Annotated in this window: 20 protein-coding genes; 11 read left to right on the top strand and 9 right to left on the bottom strand. The window is 70.4% G+C overall.

Features of this window, described 5'->3' with window-relative positions:
- Positions 1–2 precede the first annotated feature (2 nt).
- Positions 3–1,400: a helix-turn-helix domain-containing protein gene (locus SACAZDRAFT_RS06645; RefSeq protein WP_005439932.1), complete on the bottom strand. Its 1,398-nt coding sequence runs from the start codon at positions 1,398–1,400 to the stop codon at positions 3–5.
- 457 nt (positions 1,401–1,857) lie between these two features.
- Between SACAZDRAFT_RS06645 and SACAZDRAFT_RS06650 the strand changes: the two genes are divergently transcribed.
- The 6 genes from SACAZDRAFT_RS06650 to SACAZDRAFT_RS06675 all read left to right on the top strand — a co-directional run bounded on the left by SACAZDRAFT_RS06650 (position 1,858) and on the right by SACAZDRAFT_RS06675 (position 7,638).
- The gene (locus SACAZDRAFT_RS06650; protein WP_005439933.1) at positions 1,858–2,358 is read left to right on the top strand and encodes a helix-turn-helix transcriptional regulator; all 501 of its coding nucleotides are present in this window, start codon (positions 1,858–1,860) and stop codon (positions 2,356–2,358) included.
- Positions 2,351–2,998 carry a hypothetical protein gene (locus SACAZDRAFT_RS06655; protein WP_005439934.1) on the top strand — a complete coding sequence of 216 codons (648 nt, stop codon included), beginning with the start codon at positions 2,351–2,353 and terminating at the stop codon, positions 2,996–2,998. The genes SACAZDRAFT_RS06650 and SACAZDRAFT_RS06655 overlap by 8 nt, the downstream gene beginning before the upstream one ends.
- 8 nt (positions 2,999–3,006) lie before the next feature.
- Complete coding sequence (locus tag SACAZDRAFT_RS06660; RefSeq protein ID WP_100208772.1) at positions 3,007–4,227, top strand: MAB_1171c family putative transporter; 1,221 nt, start codon at positions 3,007–3,009, stop codon at positions 4,225–4,227.
- Positions 4,224–4,829, top strand: coding sequence for a phosphatase PAP2 family protein (locus SACAZDRAFT_RS06665; RefSeq protein ID WP_005439936.1), 606 nt, complete (start codon positions 4,224–4,226; stop codon positions 4,827–4,829). Before SACAZDRAFT_RS06660 ends, SACAZDRAFT_RS06665 begins: the two co-directional genes overlap by 4 nt.
- 85 nt (positions 4,830–4,914) lie before the next feature.
- The gene (locus tag SACAZDRAFT_RS06670) at positions 4,915–5,793 is read left to right on the top strand and encodes a HalD/BesD family halogenase (RefSeq protein WP_005439937.1); all 879 of its coding nucleotides are present in this window, start codon (positions 4,915–4,917) and stop codon (positions 5,791–5,793) included.
- Between the two features lie 54 nt (positions 5,794–5,847).
- The gene (locus SACAZDRAFT_RS06675) at positions 5,848–7,638 is read left to right on the top strand and encodes a choline/carnitine O-acyltransferase (RefSeq protein WP_005439938.1); all 1,791 of its coding nucleotides are present in this window, start codon (positions 5,848–5,850) and stop codon (positions 7,636–7,638) included.
- An 80-nt stretch (positions 7,639–7,718) separates the two neighbouring features.
- Here the strand turns inward: SACAZDRAFT_RS06675 and SACAZDRAFT_RS06680 are convergent, their stop codons facing one another.
- The 6 genes from SACAZDRAFT_RS06680 to SACAZDRAFT_RS06705 all read right to left on the bottom strand — a co-directional run bounded on the left by SACAZDRAFT_RS06680 (position 7,719) and on the right by SACAZDRAFT_RS06705 (position 13,198).
- Positions 7,719–8,858 (bottom strand): ABC transporter permease, encoded by a 1,140-nt coding sequence (locus SACAZDRAFT_RS06680; RefSeq protein WP_005439939.1) that lies wholly within the window; start codon positions 8,856–8,858, stop codon positions 7,719–7,721.
- A complete protein-coding gene (locus SACAZDRAFT_RS06685; RefSeq protein ID WP_005439940.1) occupies positions 8,858–9,739 on the bottom strand; it encodes an ABC transporter ATP-binding protein in 882 nt (293 codons plus the stop codon). The genes SACAZDRAFT_RS06680 and SACAZDRAFT_RS06685 overlap by 1 nt, the downstream gene beginning before the upstream one ends.
- An 86-nt stretch (positions 9,740–9,825) precedes the next feature.
- Entirely contained in the window at positions 9,826–10,536 is a 711-nt protein-coding gene (locus tag SACAZDRAFT_RS06690) for a response regulator transcription factor (RefSeq protein WP_005439941.1), read from the bottom strand.
- Positions 10,537–10,552: 16 nt separating this feature from the next.
- A complete protein-coding gene (locus tag SACAZDRAFT_RS06695; protein WP_005439942.1) occupies positions 10,553–11,884 on the bottom strand; it encodes a sensor histidine kinase in 1,332 nt (443 codons plus the stop codon).
- A 31-nt stretch (positions 11,885–11,915) separates the two neighbouring features.
- Positions 11,916–12,644 (bottom strand): hypothetical protein, encoded by a 729-nt coding sequence (locus tag SACAZDRAFT_RS06700; RefSeq protein ID WP_005439944.1) that lies wholly within the window; start codon positions 12,642–12,644, stop codon positions 11,916–11,918.
- A 59-nt stretch (positions 12,645–12,703) separates the two neighbouring features.
- Positions 12,704–13,198: a Pycsar system effector family protein gene (locus tag SACAZDRAFT_RS06705; protein WP_005439945.1), complete on the bottom strand. Its 495-nt coding sequence runs from the start codon at positions 13,196–13,198 to the stop codon at positions 12,704–12,706.
- Positions 13,199–13,332: 134 nt separating this feature from the next.
- On the opposite strand from SACAZDRAFT_RS06705, the gene SACAZDRAFT_RS06710 reads away from it, so the two are divergent.
- The 5 genes from SACAZDRAFT_RS06710 (at position 13,333) to SACAZDRAFT_RS06730 (ending at position 19,192) form a co-directional block, all read left to right on the top strand.
- A complete protein-coding gene (locus SACAZDRAFT_RS06710; RefSeq protein ID WP_005439946.1) occupies positions 13,333–14,013 on the top strand; it encodes a Crp/Fnr family transcriptional regulator in 681 nt (226 codons plus the stop codon).
- A 101-nt stretch (positions 14,014–14,114) separates the two neighbouring features.
- Positions 14,115–15,071 (top strand): hypothetical protein, encoded by a 957-nt coding sequence (locus SACAZDRAFT_RS06715; RefSeq protein ID WP_005439947.1) that lies wholly within the window; start codon positions 14,115–14,117, stop codon positions 15,069–15,071.
- Positions 15,068–17,062 carry a hypothetical protein gene (locus SACAZDRAFT_RS06720; RefSeq protein WP_005439948.1) on the top strand — a complete coding sequence of 665 codons (1,995 nt, stop codon included), beginning with the start codon at positions 15,068–15,070 and terminating at the stop codon, positions 17,060–17,062. Before SACAZDRAFT_RS06715 ends, SACAZDRAFT_RS06720 begins: the two co-directional genes overlap by 4 nt.
- On the top strand, positions 17,059–18,225 hold the full coding sequence (locus SACAZDRAFT_RS06725) for a hypothetical protein (RefSeq protein ID WP_005439949.1): 1,167 nt from the start codon (positions 17,059–17,061) through the stop codon (positions 18,223–18,225). The genes SACAZDRAFT_RS06720 and SACAZDRAFT_RS06725 overlap by 4 nt, the downstream gene beginning before the upstream one ends.
- A gap of 196 nt (positions 18,226–18,421) precedes the next feature.
- The gene (locus SACAZDRAFT_RS06730) at positions 18,422–19,192 is read left to right on the top strand and encodes an endonuclease I family protein (RefSeq protein WP_005439950.1); all 771 of its coding nucleotides are present in this window, start codon (positions 18,422–18,424) and stop codon (positions 19,190–19,192) included.
- Positions 19,193–19,284: 92 nt separating this feature from the next.
- On the opposite strand, the gene SACAZDRAFT_RS06735 is transcribed toward SACAZDRAFT_RS06730, so the two are convergent.
- Both SACAZDRAFT_RS06735 and SACAZDRAFT_RS06740 read right to left on the bottom strand, forming a co-directional pair.
- On the bottom strand, positions 19,285–22,542 hold the full coding sequence (locus SACAZDRAFT_RS06735) for a glycosyltransferase (RefSeq protein ID WP_005439956.1): 3,258 nt from the start codon (positions 22,540–22,542) through the stop codon (positions 19,285–19,287).
- A gap of 9 nt (positions 22,543–22,551) precedes the next feature.
- Positions 22,552–23,478: a putative sodium/potassium/calcium exchanger gene (locus SACAZDRAFT_RS06740; protein WP_157606945.1), complete on the bottom strand. Its 927-nt coding sequence runs from the start codon at positions 23,476–23,478 to the stop codon at positions 22,552–22,554.
- Positions 23,479–23,498 lie beyond the last annotated feature (20 nt).

The following is a 23,498-nucleotide window of genomic DNA, read 5'->3' on the forward strand; positions in this document are numbered from 1 at the left end:
CGTCAGGTCAACGCATGTGTCCGGGCCGCGAGCTGCCGCAGGCCCGGTAGCGACGCCTGTCGCGGGTGGTGCAGCAGTTCGGACACCAGGCGGCGAACCGTGGCCCGCGTGCGCACTTCGCCCGGCGCGGCACGCTCCGCCGCCAGCAAGGTCTGGAAAGCACGGTCCGGCTTGTCCCACTGCGCGAGGCACAACGCGACGTCGACGAGGAAGCGCGCCCGGCGTTCGGTGTCGGGGAACTGCGCGAGGGTGGCCCCCTGCGAGTGGTGCAGCGCGGTCCCCGCGTCGCCAAGCACGTAGTGGGCGGACACGCGGTGACTCAACACGTTGGCGGCCAGCGCCGTCTGCTGCGCCGGGTGCGTCGACAGGCGTGCGGTCGTGGCCTCGGCTTCGTCCAGCAGTTCGGTCGCCCGGTCGTGGTCGCCACCGCGCGCGGCCGCGTATCCGGCCGAGCACAGCAGCACGCCGTGCAGCGCGAGGTGGCGCGGATCCGGTTCCCGGCCCGTCAGGTCCAACTGCTCGGCGGCGCTGAGCGTGAGGTCCTGGGCGCGCTCGTGGTGGCCCGCCCTGCGGCACACCGAACCCAGCAGGCGCGTCGCTTCCGCGAGTACGAGAGCGTCGTCGCAGCCGGACGCCATGCGCAGACCCCGATCCGCCGAGACCCACTCCAGTCCGCTGGCGTCGAGTTTCAGCAACGCACGGGTGGCGAGGTTGTACGCGTGCGCCGCCAACCGGGCCGTCTCCGCGCTCGCGTGCTGCCCGTGCGCCGACTCGGCGGCGGTCAGCAACTCGGGCAGTCGCACACCGAGTTCGACGTAACGGCAGCCGTGGAAGTCCTCACGCGCGGCGTGCAACGCCGACCGCAACACGGCGGGCGACGCCGGTTCGCGCTCCACCGCGGTGGGCCCGAGGAGCACGGCTTCCAACCGGCTCGCCAGGAACGCGGCGGGATCGATCGGAGAATCGGTTCTCGGCGCGGCCACCGCACCCGGCGCCGCCATCGCGGTGCCCGCCAAGCCGGCTGCGAGAAGGAATGCACGTCGCCGCACCTGACCGTCCCCTTCCTGGCCCGAACTGGTGCACACCCGGGAGATCCGCGTCGCGGTCCGGGTGCCGCCTGGCCGATCCTGCGCAGCCGCGGTGAGTCCGAACGCTTCGGCGGGGAGACCAAGAACCGTGGCGAACCGCCGCAGCACGGTGACGTCCCGCAGTCCGCGGCGGCCGTTCTCGAAACGGGAGATCGTCGATGCCGAACACCCGAACTTCTGGCCGAGTCGCCCCTGTGACCAGCCCAGTTGTTCGCGGGCGCAACGCAGCACGGTGGCGTAGTCACCGCGGCTCGCGGCATCCCACAGAGCAGGTGTCCACCGGTCCGGCACTGCGCACCCCCGATACTCCATGCACAATCGGTGGGCCCAGGTTAGTGACTTCGCCGCGCGGAAAAGTGGTTTTGCCTAAATGGCACAACATGTGCCGCAGTGGCACAACTACTTCCCGGCGAATGCCCGCGCGCTCTACCGTCGGAGACATCCGGTTCGGCGGAAACGCCTCCGACCTTCGTCGAATCGGCAGGCTGGCAGGAGTGACCACGCACCGACCGCCTCTGCCCGGCATCGGTACTTCTGCCAGCCCATCCACAGTGTCTCCTCCGGCCCGCCGGGGCCGTCGAGGTTGCGGAAGGTCGCGCCACGTGACCGAGTCCTGTGTGGCGTGGTCACGTTCCCCCTTCGACACGACCTCCCGCGAGATCACTACTGTTAACAGTTGTTACTACACTCCGTCAACGATTGTTGCCGAGGTCGCGACCCAGTACAGTGCGTCCAGCCCGGCCTCCCGCCGCTGACACCCGGAGCCTCGATGAGCACGACCCCCACGACCTTCGCCGAGAAGCTGGCGTTCCTCATCGACACGATGCACCCCGCCGACCGGGGGCCCTACGACGACGAGGAGCTCGCGCAGGTCCTCGATGTGTCACGGCAGTACGTGTGGCAGCTCCGCACGGGCAAGCGCGCGGAACCCCGCCACAGCGTGGCCATGAAGATCGTGCGCTTCTTCGGCGTCCCCGAGGACTACTTCGTCGACGACGACGTCACCGTCGCCGTCATGAACGAGATCCAGGAGCTCCTCGACCGCCGTGACGGCCCGCCGCGCGACGGCGGCGGTGAGTCCGGGCTGGACTGGGGAGAGGACGTCGAGGTCCGCAGGCTGGCACTGCGCATCCTGGGCCTGTCCACCGACGCCCGCGAGCTCGTGTCGGACATGGTGGAGAATCTGCGCGCGTACGACGCCCGTCCCCGCAGCCGGCGTCCCCGGCGCAAGCCCACACCACCGGCCGCGGCCGAGAGAGCCGATGCGTGAGAATGATCGCCGGACGCTCCCCGCGGGCGTCGAGCCCCGGTGCGTGCGGACCACCCCGCACGTCGCCAGGTTGATCGGTCGGCTACTCGGGAGGGGCGACACGGTGGCACACTCCGACGCTCGGCGCCGCTGCGAGCAGCTGGTGGACGACGTGCTCGCCCGGACCGGCATCCCGCGGCCCTGGAGTGTCAACGACTGGCTCGACCGGCTGGAACGCGTGCGCGGGCGGGACATCGATCTGTGCGCCCTGCCGTGGTCGCCCGGGGCCCCCACGGGGGCGTGGCAGCGCCACCGCGACTACGACCTCATCGCGTATCCCGACAACACCGCCGGGTTCCACCAGGACCACATCATCCTGCACGAGGTCGGGCACATGTTGTTCGAGCACGCGGGCCGGTGCGTGCTCTCCGAGGACGAAGCCCGGAGCTGGGCACCGCACCTGCGACCCGGCGCGTTCGTGCATCTGTTCGGGAGCGCCACCACCGTGGACGAGGAGGACGAGGCGGAACGCTTCGCGCATCTCGTGCACGCCCGCGTGGCCGCCCACGCGGTGCCGCCGCCGCGCCGTCACCGCATCCCGTCGAGTCCGACCGGCGAGACCATGGTCGCCCGGTTCACCACGACGTTCGACCGGTTGTGAGGCGGCCGGTGACAGGAACGGTGGTGAACCTGATCGCCGGGGGCTCGGCCGTGCTGGGTGGATCGCTGCGGCTCGTCCTGGCTCGCAGGCAGCTGACCCCCGCCACCGTGCACCTGTGCGTGGCCGTGATCGCCGTCGGTCTGTCGGCGGCGCTGTCCGCTCCGGCCGTCCTCGCCGCCGCGGCCCGCGTGGAGCCCGCGCCGAACCTGAGCCGGTTGCTGGCCAACGCGGCGGCGATGGCCGGTGCCTGGTGCGTGCAGAGCATGCTCCTCCACCTGGTGGCGACCGAGCGCGACCGGGCGAGCGAGGGCGTGCGGCGGCAAGCGGTGATCCTGCTGGCCACGCTCACCGCGATGGCCGCGTTGTTCCTCTCGGCCGGCACGACGTACCGGCCGGACTTCCTGTCGGCGTTCGCCCGGCTCCCCGAGATCGCCGGCTACCTGCTGCTGTTCAGCGGCTACATCGCCTGGAGCCTGATCCGGCTCGTGCTCCTCATCGGACGGTACGTGGAGCTGACCGACCGGCGCTGGCTCCAGCGCGGGCTGCGCACCCTGCAGACGGGCGCGGGCTTCGGTGTCGCGTGGGCGGCGCACAAGGTCGTGGCCGCCACGACGGTCTTCCTGACCGGTGTGTCCTATCCGGGCGCGGAGCTGCTCGCCGTGGTGTTGCCCGCGGCGGCCGTCGTCCTGGTCGCCGTGGGACTGGTGCTGCCGACCTGCGCACCTCCCGTCGCCCGACGGGTGTCGGCGCTGCGGCGACGGCAACGGTATCGAGTGCTGGGCGGGCTCTGGCAGACGCTGTCACCGGTGATCACGGAGCTGCGCCCCCTGGGACAGCCGCCCGGCTCGACTCCGCACGAGCGACTGAGCGTCCGTGTCGTCGACATCCTCGATGCGCTGCTGGTGCTGTCCCCGCACCGCGATCGACCCGCTCCGACGACGCGGACGCCCGAGGACGCGCGCCGGGAAGCAGGCGAGATCACGACCGCGCTCGCGCGGTGGTCGGCCGGGGTGCCTCCGGCCAGGCGCGGGACGGACGACTCACCCGACGACTCCGCCGAGGGCGCCGTCGCCGCCTCGGCGACCACCGTGGACGATCTCGACGGCGAGGCCGCGTGGCTGTGCCGGGTCGCCCGGGCGATGCGACGACTGCCTCCGCCGGTCGCGCCGGACACCGGCACGCGCACGACGAGAGTGCCGACCACCGCACGAACTGAGAGGAATCCGTGAGCGTTACGGACACCGCACCCGCGGTCCAGTCGCGATGGGCCAAGGTCCTGAGCGAGGTCTTCGCCCCCTGGGTGATCGTCATCGCGCTGTCCGGGTCGGTGGCCTGGCAGGCCACCCACGCCGTGCTGCCGACCATCGCCTGGGGCCTGTTGATCGCGGCGACGAGCAGCATCCTTCCGATGGGCGTCATCGTGTGGGGCGCGCGCCGCGGACGCTGGGACGGCCACCACGTCCGCGACCGCGAAGGCCGCCTCGTCCCGTTCGTCGCCCTCCTGGTGCTGAGCGGTGGCTGCCTCGCGCTGCTGATCCGGTGGGGCGCACCGCGCATGCTCGTGGCCCTGGACGTCGCCATGATCGCGGTGTTGCTCGTGAGTGGCGCGATCACGGTGTGGTGGAAGGTGTCGATGCACGCCGCGGTCGCCGCGGGCGCGGTCGTGATCCTCGCCGTCGCCTACACGCCGTGGTTGCTGCCGCTGCTCCTGCTGGCCGTCGCCGTGTGCTGGTCGCGGGTCCGGCTGCGCGACCACACGACGGCTCAGGTCGTGGCGGGCACGGTGCTGGGCGTCGTCGTCGGCGGTGGGGTGTTCGCTCTCACCCTCTGAGGTTCGTTGCCTTCGCCACAGTCGGTAACCGATTGTTCTACAGTTCGTTGACTGCCCGACTGCATCGGCGTGTGGAAGGAACCCCATGAGCGCATCTGTCGCCCCGCTGATCGAGCAGGTCGTCGACACCGAGCGGTACCCACTGTTCCAACCCGACAGTGCGGCCTGGCTCGCCGCGGTGGAGGACGTTCGGGCCGACCTGGCCCGCGACGGCTGCAGCGTGTTGACCGACTTCGTCCGCCCCACCTACCACGACACCCTGCGGGGAGAAGGCACCGACCTGGCTCCCCGCGCGCACTACGACGTCGAGCTCGTCAACGCCTACAACATCCCGTGCGACCGCGCGGAGGCCGAGCTGCCCGACGACCACCCCGCCCGCCTGCCCCTGCGGCGGCGCAACGCCTTCGTCGCGCGGGACCACATCCCCACCGACGCCCTCATCCACCGGATCTACACCGACGTCCACGTGCAGCGGTTCCTCGCCGCGTGCTTCGGGCTCGACGAGATCCACGAGCTCGCCGACCCGCTCGCGGCGCTCGTGCTGAACGTCGTCCGGCCGGGCATGGATCACCCGTGGCACTTCGACACCAACGAGTTCGCCGTCTCGCTGCTCACGCAGGCGCCGGAGTCCGGCGGCGCGTTCGAATACTGTCCCGGCATCCGCTCGGAGGACGAGGAGAACTTCGCCGACGTCCGTGCGGTGTTGACGGGCGAGCGGCGAGACCTGGTGCGACGGTTGACCCTGCGCACCGGTGACCTGCAGCTGTTCCGTGGCCGTTTCGCCCTGCACCGGGTGACCCCCGTCGAGGGCGGCAGCGAGCGGCACACCGCGATCTTCGCCTACAGCGCGAGGCCCGGGGTGGTGGGCAGCGTCGCCCGCACCCGACAGCTGTTCGGCCGCGTCACCGAGGCCCACCTCGCCGCCGAGGGACGGACGGTCCGAGGCGACCGGCTGCTGGACTGACCGCGACACCCGCGACACCCGCGACCACCGAACACACCGACTCCGAGGACCACCGTGACTTCCACCGAACCGACGTCGACGTTCGCCCACGAGAACAGCCTGCCCCGCGTTCCCCTGCCGACCCTGCAGGACTCGTGCACCCGCTTCCTGGAGTGGTGTGCTCCGCTGTTGACCGACGAGCAGCGAGCCGTCACCGAGAAGGCGGTGGCCGAGTTCCTGCGGGCGGGCGGCCCCGCGCACACCCTGCACACCGCGCTGCGGGAGTTCGACTCCACCGAGGGAGTGCGGAGCTGGCTCGACCGCTTCTGGCCCTCCCGCTACCTCGGCAGGCGCGACCGCATCGCGCTCAACGCCAACTTCCTCTTCCTGTTCCAGGAGTCCGAGCACGGTCAGACCGCCCGCGCCGCCCGGATCATCGCATCCACTGTGGACTACAAGCTGCGACTCGACGCCGAGACGATCCCCCCGGTGACGCAGCGGGGCAGGCCGCTGTCCATGGACCAGGTGAAGTACCTGTTCTCCACCACCCGCATCCCGGGAGCGCAGCAGGACACCGTGCGCGCGCCCTACAGCGACGCCGAGCCCGGCCCGTCACCGGCCCGCCACATCGTGGTGCTCAGCCGCGGGCACCTCTACCGCATGGACGTCGTCGACGACGGCGGACAGCCGCGGTCGATCAGCGACCTGGAGCGCGGGCTCGCCGAGGTGCTGGCCGCGAGCGGCACCCGCGCCGAGTTCCCCGTCGGCCACCTCACCACGAAGGCCCGCGCCGAGTGGGCCGAGAGCAGGGCCGCCCTGTCACGGCTGCCCGGCAACGCCGAGGCACTCGACGCCGTGGAGACCGCGCTGTTCTGCGTCGCGCTCGACGACCACACGCCGTCCGACACGAAGGACGCGTGCGACCACCTGCTGCACGGCGACAGCGGCACCCGCTGGTTCGACAAGTCGGTGTCGTTCGTCGTGTTCGCCGACGGCACCGCGGGTATCAACATCGAGCACTGCGGGCTCGACGGCACCACCGTGTTGTCGTTCGTCGACACCGTCCTGACCACGGAGCCCACGGAGAGCGCAGCGCGCGAGAGCACCGGCGCCGCTCCCGTCGCACCGATCGAGTTCACGCTCGACGACGCGTTGCGTCAGGACGTGCGGGCGGCGGCGAGCGCCTTCGCCGACTACGCCGCCGCCACGGCCTCGACACTGGTGTCGTTCGACGACCTCGGATCGACCCGCATCAAGCAGCTGGGCATCTCCCCCGACGCGTTCATGCAGCTGGCCTACCAGCTCGCGCACAAGCGGTCCAAGGGCTTCGTCGGGGCCACCTACGAATCCATCGCCACCCGCCAGTACCAGGCGGGACGGACCGAGGCCATGCGCGTGGTCACCCCCGAGATCCTGCGGTTCGTCGACGTGATGGAGAACCCGGACTCCGACGTCGACGACCGCGTCGCGGCCGTGCGGGCGGCGGCCGAGAAGCACGTCGCCAGGGCCAAGGAGTGCCAGGCCGGGATGGCTCCGGAACAGCACCTGTGGGAACTGCAGTTGATCGCGGCCCGCCACCCTGAGCTCGGGGTGGACCCGGACCTGCCGCTGTACTCCACTCCGGGCTGGACCGTGATGCGGGACGACTACCTCAGCACCAGCTCGGCGCCCTCCGAGAACATCCGGTACTTCGGATTCGGCTCCACGAGCAGTCACTGCATCGGTGTGGCGTACGTGCTGCTGCCCGACCGCGTCAACATCTACCTGAGCACGCCCGCGAGCGTCGCCGACGAGATGTCCGCGTTCGCCGACCACCTCACCACGGCGGTGTACGAGCTGGAGGACCTGCTCGACCCCGAGATCTGAGCGGCTCTGCTCTCGGGTGGACGAGAAGGCGGGGTGGGCACCCCCGGGCGCGCCCACCCCGCCTTCCTTCTCCCCCAGGCTCAGTCGGCGTGGCTCCACGCCGCCGAGAGCGCGACCTTGCCCCGGGTCTGCAGCAGCGCGCCCGAGTAGAGCCGGGCCCCGAGCATCACGACGAGTGCCGCGGCGACCGCGAGCCCGCCGAGCGACGCCAACGCCTCCCACACGGCGGCCTCGCCGGTGAACATCCGCACCGGCATCGCGACGGCCGCGGAGAACGGCACGAACGACAGCACGGTCAGCACCGTCTCGTTGTCGGAGAAGAACATCACGGCGAAGTACGGGCCCATCACCAGCATCATGGCGAGTCCCATCGTGGCGCCGAGGTCCTCCTGCCGGCTCACCAGCGAGCCCGTCACCGCCCACAGCGCGGCGAGCAGCAGGAAGCCGAGGATCATGAAGGGCACGAACCAGCCGAGCGCGGGAAGCACCGCGGTCAACAGATCGCCGTGACCCCCCGCCCGCAGCGCGATCGGTCCCGCGATCGCCACCACCAGGACCTGGCCGATCGTCAGCAGCGTGTGGCCCACGATCTTGCCCGCGAGCAGGGCCCGCACCGGCACGGTCGACACGAGGATCTCGACGACGCGGGTCTGCTTCTCCGTCACCGTGCTCTGGGCGATGGCCACACCTCCCATGCCGAACATCAGGAACAGCACCGCCAGCACCATCACCACGGCGGCCCGTTCCCCGCTCGACACGTCGGCCGTCTCCAGGAGATCGACCGGCGGGACGGTGCCCAGTCCCGCGACGATCTCGGCGGGTGGGTCGGACAACGCGACGACCCGAACCCCGGTCGCCGACTCGCCCGTCGTGTCCGGCACGACGGCGGCGTCGACCTCCTCCGAGCGGACGAGCTCCTCCGCCGCGGCGACGTCCTCGGCCTCGACGGTCTCGACGTCGAGCTGATCGAGGGCGGCCTGCACCTCCGTGCCCACGACGGCGACACTCGACTGCCCGCCCCCGAACACCGACGGCAGCACGGAGAACGCGAACAGCGCCGCGACGGTGACCGCGAGGCCGATCCAGAAACTCTTCAACTGCAGGAAGGACTTTATCTCGCGCTCCGCGACGAGCCGCGTTGCCGTGAGGAACGAGGTGCCGCCCGCGGTGCCCCGCCCCGGCGCGCTGTCCGACACCGGACGCACGGTCGTGGTGCTCATCAGATGGCCTCCTTGAAGATCTCTTCCAGCGACGGCAGGACCGGGGTGAAGCTGCGGACGTCTCCCTTGGCGAGCGCGGCGCGCAGCACGTCCTGGTCACTCGTGCCGTCGGCGAGCTCGAACACCGCGCGCGGGCCGTCCACGTCGACCACGCGCACACCGGCGAGGTCGCGCAACCACCCGGCGTCGGAGTCGACCACCAGCTCGTAGCGCTCCGTGCCGTACCGGCGGCGCAGCTCCTCCCGGTCACCGCTGGCCGCGATCGCGCCACCCGAGATGATCACGAGGTCGTCGCAGAGCTTCTCCACGATGGCGAGCTGGTGGCTGGAGAACAGGACGGGCACTCCCCGCCTCGCCCGTTCCCGCAACACACCGAGCACCACGCCGACCGCGATGGGGTCGAGCCCGGAGAACGGCTCGTCGAGGATCAGCAACACGGGGTCGTGCACGAGCGCGGCGGCCACCTGCACCCGCTGCTGGTTGCCCAGTGACAGGTCCTCCAGCTTGTCGTTCGCCCTCGACGCGAGATCCAGCTGGTCGAGCAGCTCCTCGGTGTTCCGCCGTGCGGTGGCGCGGTCGAGACCGTGCAGCTGACCGAGCCACGCCACCTGCTCGGCGATCTTCATCTTCGGGTACAGCCCGCGCTCCTCCGGCATGTACCCGAAGCGCTGCCGCAACGACGGCGTGACCGGCTCACCGTTCCACGTCACCGAGCCGCCGTGCGCGGCGAGCACCCCGAGGATGATGCGCATCGTGGTGGTCTTGCCCGCGCCGTTGGCTCCGAGGAAGCCCGTCATGCGGCCAGGACGCACCTCGAACGACACGTCGTCGAGCACCCGGTGTTCGCCGAAGCGGCGACTGATGCTGGTCACTGTCAACATGCCGGTCAGTCAAACAGGAACCGGGCACGAGATCGTCAGGCGCCGGAACGATCATGGACGTCCTTCGCGCGGAGGATGTCGACCGGTCACGCTCCGCCAGGAGTGACGATGCCGTTCTCGTAGGCGTAGACGACGGCGTGGGTGCGGTCGCGCAGCCCAAGCTTGAACAGCACCCGCGACACGTGGGTCTTGACGGTGGTCTCCCCGAGGACGAGCGTGTCGGCGATCTCGGCGTTGCTCGCGCCCGTGGCCAGCAGGGAGAGCACCTCGAACTCGCGGTCGGTGAGCTCCGGTGGCCGGCGGGCGGGAGCGGACGGAGCCGCCGTGGGTGTCGAGAACCGGGCGATCACCCTGCGCGTCACCTCGGGTGACAGCAGCGCGTCCCCTCGCGCGACGACCCGTACCGAGTCGATCAGGTGCTCCGGCGAGGCGTTCTTCAGCAGGAACCCGCTAGCCCCCGCCTGCAGCGCCTCGAAGAGGTAGTCCTCGCGGTCGAACGTCGTGAGGATGATGACCTTCGTGGGGTGGTCGGGACCGGCGGAACCGAGCAGCCTGCGCGTGGCCTCCAGCCCGTCGACGCGGGGCATCTGCACGTCCATGAGGACGACGTCGACGCGCAACCGGGTCGCCAGCTCCACGGCCTCCGCGCCGTCGCTCGCCTCGCCGACCACCTCGATGCCCTCGCCGGACGAGAGGATGACCCGGAAACCCGCGCGCACGAGAGCCTGGTCGTCCGCGAGGAGGACCCGCAGCGGTCCGCCCTCGGCGTCGTGGGTCGTGTCGGTACCGTCGGTCACCAGTGGACGCTCCTTCTCATGCGACGTCCGCGCCGCCCGCCGCCCGGCGTCGGGCCGGTTGGGGGAACACGGCTCGAACACGGTATCCGCCGGTGGGTCTCGGCCCGGTCTCCAGCTCCCCGCCGTGCACCGCGACGCGTTCCCGCATGCCCACGAGACCGAGTCCGCTGCCCTGCGGGCGTCCCGGCCCGGACGGACCGCGGCCGTCGTCGGTGATCTCCACCTCGACGCCCGAGTCGAGATAGCGCAGCCGCACGTCCACACTGCCCGCCAGGGAGTGCTTCACGACGTTGGTCAGGGCCTCCTGGGTGACACGGTAGATCGACAGCGCGACCCCGTCCGACACCGGATACGGCTCCCCGTAGACGGCGAAGGCCACGTCGAGCGACTCACTGCGGGTGCGCTCCACCAGGTCGGGCAGGTCCTCCAGGTCGGGCGAGGACTCGCGGGACGACTCCGGCTCCTCCGACGCCGCCTCCCCGGGCTCGGCACGCAGCACACCGAGCAGACCGCGCAGTTCCTCGATCGCGGCGCGAGCCGTCTCCTCGACGGTGTCCAACGCCGTGCGCGCCAGTTCCCGGTCGGTGTCGATCACCCGGCGCGCGGCACCCGCCTGGATGCCCATCACCGACACGTGGTGTGCGACCACGTCGTGCAGTTCGCGCGCGATACGCAGCCGTTCGGCCACGATGGCGCCCCGCGTGTTCTCCTCCTGCGAGCGCCGCAACTGCTCCGCCCGGTACGCCAGCTCGGCTTGCCGACGCGCGGACAACCACGCCATCTCGCCGAAGAAGTAGGCCGACAGGAAGAACATCGCGTTGAACCCGACGTCGTACAGCACGGCGGCCAGCAACGGGTTGAGCGGCCCGCTCGCGCCGGGGAACTCGACGGTCGGCTCGACGAGCAGCCTGACGATCGCGATGCCGAGCCAGACGAACATCGCGACGATGACGGTGATCCGTGCCCAACGGGCCGCGACGCGGCGGCGCTCCCACGCGCCGGTGCTGTAGATGGCGAGGAACAGAGCGATGGAGGGCACCACGTTCTCGCCCATTCCCCGTGCCTGCGCCACGATGAAGAGCACTCCGACCGCGGCGAGGGTCGCGAGCGGATAGCGTCGCCGCACGACGATCGGCGCCACGACGGCAGCACCCCACAGCACCTGTTCGCCGAGCGACACGTCGTCGTTGAAGGCCAACCCCATGCTTCTGACCACGACGACCGTGAACACCGCACCGGCGAGCACGGCCAACGCCACCAGCACGTCGTTGCGCTGCTGCCGACGGGTGGGCAGCGGACGCCGCCACCGCGGCCAGCAGGGTTCCTCGTCGCGCTCCAGGACTGTCACGCGCGTCAACGTAACAAGGCCGGGGCCGCCGTCAGGACCGACCGGCGAACGCCACCGCGGTGTAGTCGCCGCGCTCCCGCACGACGCGATGTCCGTAGGCGTCGGGCCGGACGACCTCCAGGATCAGACAGAACCGCCCGTCGAGCCCGTGCCGCTTCGCCAGTGCGCGGTAGTGGGTCGCGAGGTAGCGCGCGGCGGCGCGGTTGGTGATGGCCGTCTGCCCGCACACGAGGAACATCGGCCTGCCCGGTCGCGCGGTGTCGACCTTCGCGAGCAGGACGAACTCGGACTCGCCCGGCTCCCGCGGGAACGACTCGTCGCCCACCCAGAGCGTGAGCTTGTCGCCCACGTCCTCGTACCGGTCCATCGACGCGCCGGGCACGAACGTCGCCAGATGGGCCCCCATGCGGGTGTTGCCGTCGGGGCCTCCGATGCAGAACTCCGTCGCGGCATCGAACCCGGTGTCGAACACGACGTCCTGGCCCTGCACCTTCAACGCGACGTCCGCCCCGCACTCGCGGGCCAGCGTCGCGATCTCCACGATCGCCGCGACGTCGAGCCGGTTCACGCTGTGCGCGGTCGGCGCGGAAGCGTGCTTCGGCGCGACGATCACGCACTCGGCGCGGTCCGACAACCCGAAGAAGCGTTTGCGACGCTCGTCCCGCCGCCTGCGGCGGAGGCGCTGGAACAGCCACACCGCGGTACCGGCGATGACGCTGGCCAGCAGGTTGATGGTGAGGTCGTCGACGCTGGACACCACCGGCACCCTTCCCGTGTCACGTTGCCGATCACACTAGTGGATCAACGCCCACCGCAGTGTCACGCGCGCAGCACGCCGCCGAGGACCGCGATCAGCGGCCCGGCGACGAGACACCAGATCGCCGGGGTGACGTTGCGGTACTTGCGGTGTGCCACCACGCTGACGGCCCACGTCTGCTCCGCCAGCGCACTGGCCAGACGGTCCTCGTCGGCCAGCAACCGCCGGGACTCCGCCACGTAGTCCTCGCACCGCGGGAACCGCCGGGCCACGGTGTCGAAGTGCAGCAGCTCGCCCTCCGATCCACGCGCCGCCAACCGGGGCACGAACACTCGAAGCGCCAGCACGATCGCCACACACACGAAACCCAGCGACGTGAGCAACAGCGCCACGTGCCACGGCGACCGCGACCACGCGTGCTGCGCGGGCAACGCGTTGAGCACCAGCCCCGCGAGCACACCGCCCGCCGTCAGCACGACCCCCGCCTTCGTGTCGGCGACCTTGATCCAGTCGTTCGCGATCGTCAGCGTCTTCCAGCCGTCCTCGGTGTCCGTCACGGCGAAGGAGTCTTCCGCTCCGCACGGACCGTCGCCAACCCCCGCGGTCGACGCGAACCGAAGATTGCTCTGAACGAGGGGTATCGACGCGAAGTGGTCGCGCGAACACCCTTCGTGCCGGTACGTCACACGGTGTGTGTCGCCATGCGAGTCGCCCTCCCCTTCCCCCACGCGGTTTCGCCGCGCTGCTCGGGCCCGAGCGTTGGAACGCCCTCCTCGACGCCGGACGCCTCCGCACCTACCGGCGAGGAGCGGTCCTGCTGCGGCAGGGGGACCACGGCGGCTTCCTCCTCGCGGTGCACGGCGGCCGGGTCGCCGTCGTCGGCGGGGACGAGGACGGCGGTGAGGTCCTTCTCGCGCTGCGAGGGTCCGGAGACCTCGTCGGTGAACTCGCCGCCGCCTCCGGTGCCCGCACGGCGACCGTGCGGGCGGTCGACGCCTGCACCGCACACGTCGTCGCCGCCACCGCATTCCGCGCGTTCCTCATCCGGCACGAGGCGCACGGCGCGTACGCCGAGTACCTGGCGGCGAAGCTGTCCGAGACCGTTCCCTACTCGGAGCGGCAGACCCACCGTCCACCCCGCACCCGGCTGTGCCGCCTGCTGTGGGACCTGCTGCGCCTCGACGAGCAGAGCGACAGTCGCATACCGCTGTCGCAGGAAACCCTCGCCCGCGCCCTCGGCATGGCCCGCAGCACCGTAGCCGAACACGTCGCCGCACTACGCCGGGAAGGTGTGCTCACCACCGGCCCGCGACTGGCGGTGCTCGACGCCGCGCGGCTCGCCCGACACGCGGAGGTCGACGTCGTCGTGTGACCCGCGACACCCTCGAACCGTCCGGCGGCGGACAGTGCGCGCCGACGGGGTGCACCACTCTCTCTCCCGTTCGACCTGCCCACCTCTCGAAAGGACACGCGATGGACCGCAGTGCCCGCCACACCGAACCCGCGGAACTGCCGGAGTACCGGGCGCTTCTCGTCGTGGACATGCGCGGTTTCGGCAGCGTCCCCGGCCGGGACCATTCCACGCTCACCCACGCCATCCCGACGCTGCTCCACAACGCCTTCACCCAGTGCCGCCTGGACTGGGTGCTGGAGCAGACACTGTTCGCCAAGACCACCGGCGACGGCTACTGCCTCTGCGTCCCCAGCAACTACACGCCCTTCCTGTTGAACCCGCTCCTCCCCACCCTGCAGGAGGTCCTCAAGTTTCAGAACACGTTGACGACGCACCCGATCCGGATGCGGGTGAGCGTCAACGTCGGCCCGCTGGAGGCCGCCGACGAGGACACCATCAGCCGAGGCAGCGGCGCGGCCCGCGTGGAGACGCACCGCCTGCTCGACTCCGACCCCGTTCGCCAGGTACTCGACGGCGCCGGGGAGGTCACCTGCGTCGCGGCGATCGTCTCGGACCGGGTCTTCGAGGATGCCGTCGTACCCGGATATGCCGGTGAGCACCCCAGTCTCTACCAGCGCGTGGACGTCAGCACGAAGGAGTACCGGCGCGTGGCGTACCTGCGCGTGCCCGAGCCGTCCGGCGACCTGCTCACGCGTGGCTTCGTCCCCCAGGACGACACGGAGGCGAACGCCACCGACGAGACTGACGACCGACGCGGCGTGAAAGCCTCAGGCCCGACGGCCACCCACGTCACCGGGCCGGTCGCACAGTCGGGCAGCCGGGTCACCACGGGCACGGACGTCTCCGGGAACGGCAACATCACCAGCGGCAGTGGCAACGTCTCGGGAAACGGCAACACGGTCACCACGGTGCAGGGCGACCAGTACCGGGGCTCGCGCTACGAGGGCGACGGGCAGATACACGTCCGCGACAACACGGGCACCATCCGCCAGAGCTGGGAGCGACGCCGGCGATGACGACCAGTTATACCGGTGACGGCCAGGTACACGTCCGCGACAACTCCGGTGTGATCTTCCAGATGGGTCTCATGGGCGAACTGCCCCGGGACGTTCATCGGTTGCTCCGCACCTCACTCGACGAGCGACCGAGCGCCACCACACTTTTGTCCGATGTGGACAGGGTGTTCGTTCAGCCACGAAACTTCGATCTCCTACTGGATAGACTGGCGACCGCCGGGGTTCTGTTACTCACCGGCGTACCGGGCAGTGGACGACGAACGACCGCGCTGAAGCTCTTGTCGAAGTCCGGCGACCCGGAGCACACCTGCTGGGAGCTCGACACCGATCGAGAGCACGACGACGAGAAAGTCTCACTCGACGTACCGGAGGACCTCGAGGGTGACGGACTCCTGCTCGATTTGACCTCTCACGGCCTCGGTGACTGCGAGAGGTGGCTCGACGCCGTCCACCAGGCTCGTGCGCAACTGCGCGACCGGCGCTGCACACTCGTGGTTCTCGTGACCTCCACCTTCGCCAACCAGCCGGGCAGGTGGTGGTCCACGCTCGTCAAGCAGCTTCATCCACCCACCCCCCGCGCCGTCCTGGCCGCCCACCTCCGCGCCATCGGCATCGCGGCCGGCGATGCAGAACTGGACGACGTCCTCGGCCCGGTCGCCGATCGGGGTCTCGGCACGCTCGCTCATCTGGCCACGCTCATCGCCGACGAGCGCGAGGCCCAACCGGAGGCGGGACTGCGCTCGTGGGCCGCACGCGCGCACACAGTCCTCGACGACCGTCCAGCGACGTTGACGCCGTGGCTCAACGAGCACCGGGACGCTCCCGCCCGCGCGTTGATGCTGTCCGCTGCCATGCTGGAGGGCTGTTCGGCGGAGACGGTGTGGACGGCGAGCGAGACACTGCTGCGCCAGGTCCGGTTCACCGCACCACAGTCTCCGGTGTTGGAACGCCGAGGTGTCAGCGAACGGCTCGGCGAGCTCGGATTCGACGTCGAACGCGACGGCGCAGTCCGACTCCGCAGGGACAAGGGCTTCCACCACCGGCACGTCCGCGCGCACTTCTTCGCCGACCACCCCGATCTTCGGGAACCGCTCACCCAGTGGGTCGTGCAGGTCGGCCAGAACCGGGCGCTGACGGTCGCCGACCGGACCGTCCTCGCGCTGCGCTTCACCGAACAGTGCCTCGGTATCGGCCGCCCCGAGCTGGTGAGCGAGGTGATCGGCGAGTGGCTGCGAGGCAGCGACTTCCCCCCGCTGGCCGGGTGCGCGCACGGCATGTTGCGCAGCGGCTTGTTGCACGACCGGCACGGCGCCCACTTCCGGTGGCAGATCTGGAATTGGGCCCGCCAGCCGCCGCCCGACGCGCCGTCGGCATTCCTCACGATGCTCGGCGACGTGTGTCAGGACGTCATCGCGCCCCGGTATCCCAGCCAGGCCATCGTGCGGTTGCACCACCTCGCCCGGCACCGACGACCGGAGGTGTCCGAGCACGCCGTGACGCTTCTCAGGCGCTCCGTACAGGACCGCCGCTTCCTGCGTCGGCTGGTCCAGCGGTTCTGGGACGTGTTCGAAAAGCGAGTGCGCGAGAACGACGTCGTGCTTTTCGGCCGGCTCCTCACCCCCGAGACGTTCGACGGGGGCGAGCAGCCAGGCCGCCTCCTCGCGGAGCGCGGCGTGCGTGGGCACCTCACGCGGAGCTGGAAAGTCGTGCTGGAGCAGCCCAGGCAGTGGTGGCAGGGCGGGGTCTTCGCGTGGCTGCACGGCGCGCTCGATCCGCACCGCCGAGAGGTGGTCGTCGACATCCTCGCCGCCGCGTGCGCCGGTGACCTCACCCTGTCCAGCCAGCTCGAACAGACCGCAACCCACTGGTTCGACGCCGTCACCGGAGACGACACCCGCGACGCCGCCCACGTGCTCGACCTCCTGCGGGCGCGGCTCGACTCCGCTCTCGGCCTGCACTTCCTCTCGGCACAGAAAGGTTTTCCGTCATGAACGCTCTCACCGGCCGACTCGCGTTCGGACTCGGTGCGGCGGTCTCCGCGCTCGTCGTCGTCCTCGGTCTCACCCTGGACTGGGCGACGTGGGTGTGGCTGCCACTCGCCGCCGTCCTCGGTCCCGGGCTGGCGATCGTGCTGCGCTCCATGTTCGTCGACGAGGTCCCGAGCACACCGCCGCCACCCAGGCCCGCACCGTCGGGACCACCCGCGCCGACCCCACAGCAGGCCCGCGTCGCCGACCTGCCAGTCCCGACGAGCGTGGACGACTACCAGTTCTTGTTCTCCGCTGTGGTGTCGTGGGTGCGAGACCCTGTCGTGCCACCCTTGAACGTCGACCTCGGAACGCTGGCCACGCGTACGATCCTGGAGCGGGCCGTCGAGCAGGCACGCGAGTACAGCCCGGAGAACTACGCCCTCGCGACAGTCGACCTCAACGCCCACCTCGCCCAACGAGTCGCGATCGCCAACGGCCACTACGTCTGGGCGTCCGAGGTGACCTTGCAGCTGCCGGACGCCGACGCCGAACGTCTCCACGAGATCGCGAAGCTCCGTAAGGACAAGGTGTTGTGGGAACTCCGGCGCTCCCGCGAGATTTTCGCCCGGGATTACGTCGGACGTGAGGTCCTCAGCGATCCCGGCACGGCGGTGAAGTGGTGGTTCGGTCGTCACCTCGATGAACCCGACGCACCGGAGAAGACCGTCAGCGCCATCGCCGACCTCCGCAGGTTGACCTCTGCGGCCCATGCCGAGGAAACTCCCGTGTGGAGCGTTGACGAACAGGCGGCGCCGGCGCCCGCCCCACCCACTGTGATCGTCCCGCCGCCCCCGACCAGGCCGAGCGCGAATCCCCGGGAACAGTTCGACGACGCGGTCGACCGACTCGCCGAGGACCTGGACCCGGTCGTGCAGGCGACGCTGCGCCGCCGGCTCGACGACGTGCTGCGGACCTACGGCAAGGCAGCGCCTGACACCGCGAGCGACCCGACGGTGGGGGACCGTCACCAGACAGGTCCGGCCACGCGGAACGAACCTGGCACACCGGCCGACCACAACGGCCACCGCGAGGTCGCCGATGCCCTGTCGCCGCCCACGGAGGAAACTCCACGTTCCCAGCTCGAACTGCCGCCACCGGATCAGCAGCCACCACACGGCGAGTGACGCCACCGCTCCGGAACCGTCACCGCATCGTCGGTGGCGGTTCTCACGGCCTTCACCGCGCGGTGGTCCTCACCTGCGTCTTCGCCGCTGGTCACCGAACGTAGTTACAACGAACGTCGGTGTCGCCAAAGAGTGAAGACGTGTCACCGTCCACACGACCCAGTTCGATGCTGCGCACAGAAACGAGGTCGGGGACATGCGTAAGAGGACCGGACGCCTGCTGGCGGGCGCGCTCGCCGCTCTCGTCGTCGGCGTGGGCGTACCCGCGTCGGCGGACACACAGTCCGACGACTACTACTCCGGCACGGAAGGGCTCACCGGCGAGGCCCTGAAGGACGCTCTGCACGAGATCATCAGCGACGCCGAACAGCTGTCCTACAGCGACATCTGGGACGGCATCAAGGCCGCCGACGAGGATCCGGCGAACCCGAGCAACGTGGTCCTGCTCTACAGCGGCGAGTCGCGCTCCAAGAACGACAACGGCGGCAACGTCGGCGACTGGAACCGCGAGCACGTGTGGGCGAAGTCCCACGGCGACTTCGGCACGTCCGGCCCCGGCGCCGACCTGCACCACCTGCGTCCCACCGACGTCCAGGTCAACAGCATCCGGGGCAACAAGGACTTCGACAACGGCGGAAGCCCCGTCGACGGAGCCCCGGACAACTTCACCGACAACGACTCGTTCGAACCGCGGGACGAGGTCAAGGGCGACGTCGCCCGGATGATCTTCTACATGGCGGTGCGGTACGAGGGCACCGACAGCTACCCCGACCTGGAGCTGAACGACCAGGTCAACAATGGTTCAGCGCCGTACCACGGCAAGCTGTCCGTTCTGCTCGAGTGGCACGAGTCCGACCCGGTGGACGACTTCGAACGCAACCGCAACGAGGTCATCTACGACGAGTTCCAGCACAACCGCAACCCCTTCATCGACCACCCGGAGTGGGCGGCCGACATCTTCGGCTGATCGGCCCACGAACGCGTGTCCGCGCTTCCCGCACGGGTGTTCGCGTCGTGCGGCGCGAACACCCGTGCACAGGCCGCGGACACGATGTCGGATCAGCGGCGGAGCAGCGGCCGGGCGTGTTTCGGCTTCGGCGGCGCACCGGGCAGGATCCGGATGCGGCGTCGGGCCGCGAGGTCCTCCGCCCAACCGAGCGTCACCACGGCCATCGCGGTGAGCACCACGGCCAGGGCCAGGTGCTCGGTCGGCGAGTACCCGCCCCACCAGACCACCATCGGCGCTGCCAGGTAGATCGCCACGTTGTGCCACAGGTACACGGTGACCGCCCTGGCGTTGAGCACGGTGACGAACCGCCCCAACGCCGGTATCCGGTCCAGCAGCCGCAGCGACGGCGACACCCGCAACGCCACGAGCACGAACCCGGCACTCACCAACGCCTGCGCCAGCGGGATCTCGTTCAGGTCGTAGGAACCCCAGGCCGGGTGAGTCGCCGCCCACCACAGTCCGGCCCCCATCGACACCACCGCCAGCACGCCGAGCACGGCCCCTCGGGCACGGGCGAGCATCCCGTCCCGGTGCGCGAAGCCGAGCACCCAGCAGGCGCCGAACGTGCAGAAGTCGAGCACGCCCTGCCCCACGTCACCCATTCCGGACAGCGGCGAACCGATCAACGCGTCCACGGCGACCAGCGTGAGCGGCACGAGGATCGTCAGCAGCGGCCGTCGGCGGAAGAGGCGCAGCATCAGCGGCGTCAGCAACACGAACCACAGGTACGCGCGGATGTACCAGAGGACCATGGCCGCGTCCCGGCCCAGATCCCAGTCGCTGTGCGGCGGATCGAGGATCGGGAAGATCCACAGCGCGAGCTCCGGCCAGCGCAGCGATTCGCTCGCCCAGCTCTCCTCGGTGGCGGCACTCCAGCCGAACAGCAGCATCAGCGGCACCATGACCACCGCCAGCACCCACAGCGGCGGCAGCAACCGCACGATGCGGCTCGCGACCACGTCCACCGGCGGTTTCCGGTCGATCGACCGGGCCGTGAGCGACCCACCGACGGCGAACATGACGCCCATCGCGGGGAACACCATGCTCAGCCAGGGCCAGCCCACGGTGTGGTAGAGCATCACGCGGCCCAGCGCCGCGGCGCGCAGGACGTCGAGCCACCGTTCGCGCACCGGACCCCGCTGCGACGTCGACGTCTCGGCAGGGGGGACGGTGTCGCCCGGTGTCCTCGGTGCGGGCACGGCGGCGGCCACCGCACGCTGGGACGGCGCGGCGGCCACACCCGCCCGACGCATGTGCTGCCACCGCACCCGCACGCCGGAGGCCGCCGCGGCGAGCGACTGCACGAGCACGACGTACATGAGCTGGCGGTAGATGAGCTGTTGGGCGGGGAGCAGCCACAGCACCGTGCGCCGTTCGCCGTCGAGGCGGAACGCGTACGCCGCGATCGCCGTCTGGAGCGCGAGCATGCCCGTCCAGAGCATGACCGTCGTCCACGGGTCCAGGAAGAGCACGCCGTACAGGAGGAAGACGTCCAGCAGTGGCGCGACGGCGGGCAGGAGGATCTGGAACGACACGACGTGCAGCAGCCCGAACCGGCCGACTCGTCCCGCCGTCCCGCGCTGCACGACCGCCCGTCGATGCTTCCACAGCGCCTGCATGGTGCCGAAGGTCCAGCGGTACCGCTGTTGCCACAGCTGCCGGACGGTGGTGGGGGCCTCCGTCCACGTCACCGCCTTCGGCTGGTACACCGTGCGCCAGCCCGCCCGGCCCAGGGAGATGGTCAGGTCGGTGTCCTCCGCGAGCGTCTGTGAACTGAGCCCACCGACTCCGAGCAGAGCCGAACGGCGGAACGCTCCACCCGCGCCGGGCACGGTCGGCATCGACCGCATCACGTCGTGGACACGTCGGTCCACATTGAACCCGACGACGTACTCGATGTGCTGCAACCGGGCGAGCAGCGTCTCGCGGTTGGCGATCTTGACGTTGGCGGAGACTGCTCCGACCTCGGGGTCGGCGAACGGCTGGACGAGCTCGTGGATGGTGGTCGGCTCGAACACCGTGTCCCCGTCGACCATGACGACGAGCTCGTGACTCGCCGCCGCGATGCCCGCGTTGAGGGCCGCGGCCTTGCCCCGGTTGGGTCGACGCAGCACCCGCACCTCGGGCAGGACGAGTCCTTCCACGATGTCGGCCGTCCCGTCGGTCGAGCCGTCGTCGACGACGATCACCTCGACACGATGGTTGCTCGCCACCGCCGACCGCACCGTCGCCTCGATACCGGCGGCCTCGTTGTAGGCGGGCACGATCACCGACACCGGATCGGTCACGGGCGGCCCCCAGGCGGGGTGCGCCCGTGACCGCCGCCGGGCGTGCACGTGCGCCCCCAGCACCAGCAACAGCAAGCGCAGGATGGTCAGCCCGCACACCGCGATCAAAGCCCATTTCAGCCCGGTCACCACCATGAGCGCGCCGTTGACCAGCACGAGCAGCCCGGAGCCCGTGGCCCGGTCCACGGGCGCGGCCGGGGTCGCCCGCTCGGTGCCGAGGACGTCGGTGATCGTGGAGAACTGGTAACCCTGTTCCTTCAGCTGCGGGATGAGCACGTCCAGCGCGGCGACGGTCTGCGAACGGTCACCTCCCGCGTCGTGCAACAGGACCACTCCACCACGCCCGTCCGGTGGCGTGGAGTTGCGCACGATGGCGTCCACGCCCGGCCGCTTCCAGTCCTGGCTGTCGATGTCGCTGAACACGGTGACGTAGCCGTGCTCGCCGGCCCGGCGCACCACGTCGTACGCCGGGTTGTCGATGGCCTCCACGGTGGACGAGTACGGCGGGCGGAACAGTCGCGTGGTGACGCCTGCCGCCCCGGCGAGCACCAGTTGCGTCTGGTCCAGTTCCCGCTCCACGCGCCACGAGGAGACGTGCGTGAGCTCCGGGTGGGTGAACGTGTGGACACCCAGCTCGGATCCGGACTCGTGGATCCGACGCACGACGTCGGGATGCTGCGCGGCCATGGAGCCGACCACGAAGAACGTCGCAGGCACGTCGTGCCGTTCGAGGACCTCCAGCACCCGGGGCGTCCATACCGGGTCGGGACCGTCGTCGAAGGTCAGTGCGACGGTCCGTGGGGGCATCGCCGTGGACTGCGCCGAATCACCGTCGGCATGGACGAGCGCACCGCCCTCGCTGATTCCCGGCGGGACCTCCGACCGGCTGGCGAACTCCCGCTGCGGATTCGCGTCGTTGCCCACCTCCGCCGTGGTGTAACCAGCCACGAGCAACACGAGCACGAAGAGCAGGCTCACCACCCCGGCCACGATCCACGACCCGCGCACACGCACACGCATCGGAACTCCTTACGACTCGAACGTGTGCGGTAGGTCCGTCCATCGGTCGTCGTCGACGACCTCGAACCACTCGTCCGCGGAGAGGGCGTACACCGACCAGTTCCCATGCTCGTCCTCGGTGGACTCCGCATCCTCGGTGGGCTCGGTGGAATCGGGCTCCTCTGTGGTCTCCGGCTCCTCGGAGGGTTCGATGAATTCCGTGTCCTCGGTGGTCGCGCCGGTCGACGAAGGTTCCTCGGAGTCGACGGGCTCGGTGTCCTGGGTGTCCTGGGTGTCCTGAGTGTCCTCTGTGCCTTCGGCACTTCCCGAGTCCTCGGCGGTGAGGTCCTCGTCGGTCGCGTCGGCTGCGTTGTGGCCGTCCTCGTCGTTCTCGCCGGCCTCGCCGTCACCGCCGTCTTCGTCAACGGGATACTCGGAGCTGCCGTACTCGTCGTCGGCGTCCGTGTCGTGGTCGCCGTCTCTGTACTCGCCGCCGTCGCCGTAGTGGTCGCCCGGCCCGTCGTCGGCGTGGGCGCCGTCCTCCTCGCCAGGGGACTCGTCGTCGTCCCCACTCGGGTCTTCCCCGCCCGCGTCGTCGCCGGGCGCCTCGTCGGACTCGCCCGGAGCGGCGTTCCCACCGTGGGAATCGTGCTCGTCGTCGTCCCAGCCCCGGCCACGCTCGGGCCGCCGGCTCGGCTCGTGGTCGGTCTCGCCATCGACGGTGTCCGAGTCGATCTCTTCCGCCACCGGCGACGCGAGCGCCATCGGGGCGGGGTTCTGTGATCGAAGCGGAGCGGTCTCGGCCTCCACCTCGACGTCGTCTCCCCCGGCCCGCGGTTCCCGCGCAGTCGCCTCCCCGGCGGGCCCGACCGCCGCGCGCCCGCCGGTGCCGGCCTCACCGGGTCGCGCGGGACGCACGGCGAGGGCGTCGTTGAGCAGCCCCGGAGACTCGTCCACGACCGGCAACGCGATTGCGG

The organism is Saccharomonospora azurea NA-128 (assembly GCF_000231055.2).
GTDB classification, from domain to species: domain Bacteria; phylum Actinomycetota; class Actinomycetes; order Mycobacteriales; family Pseudonocardiaceae; genus Saccharomonospora; species Saccharomonospora azurea.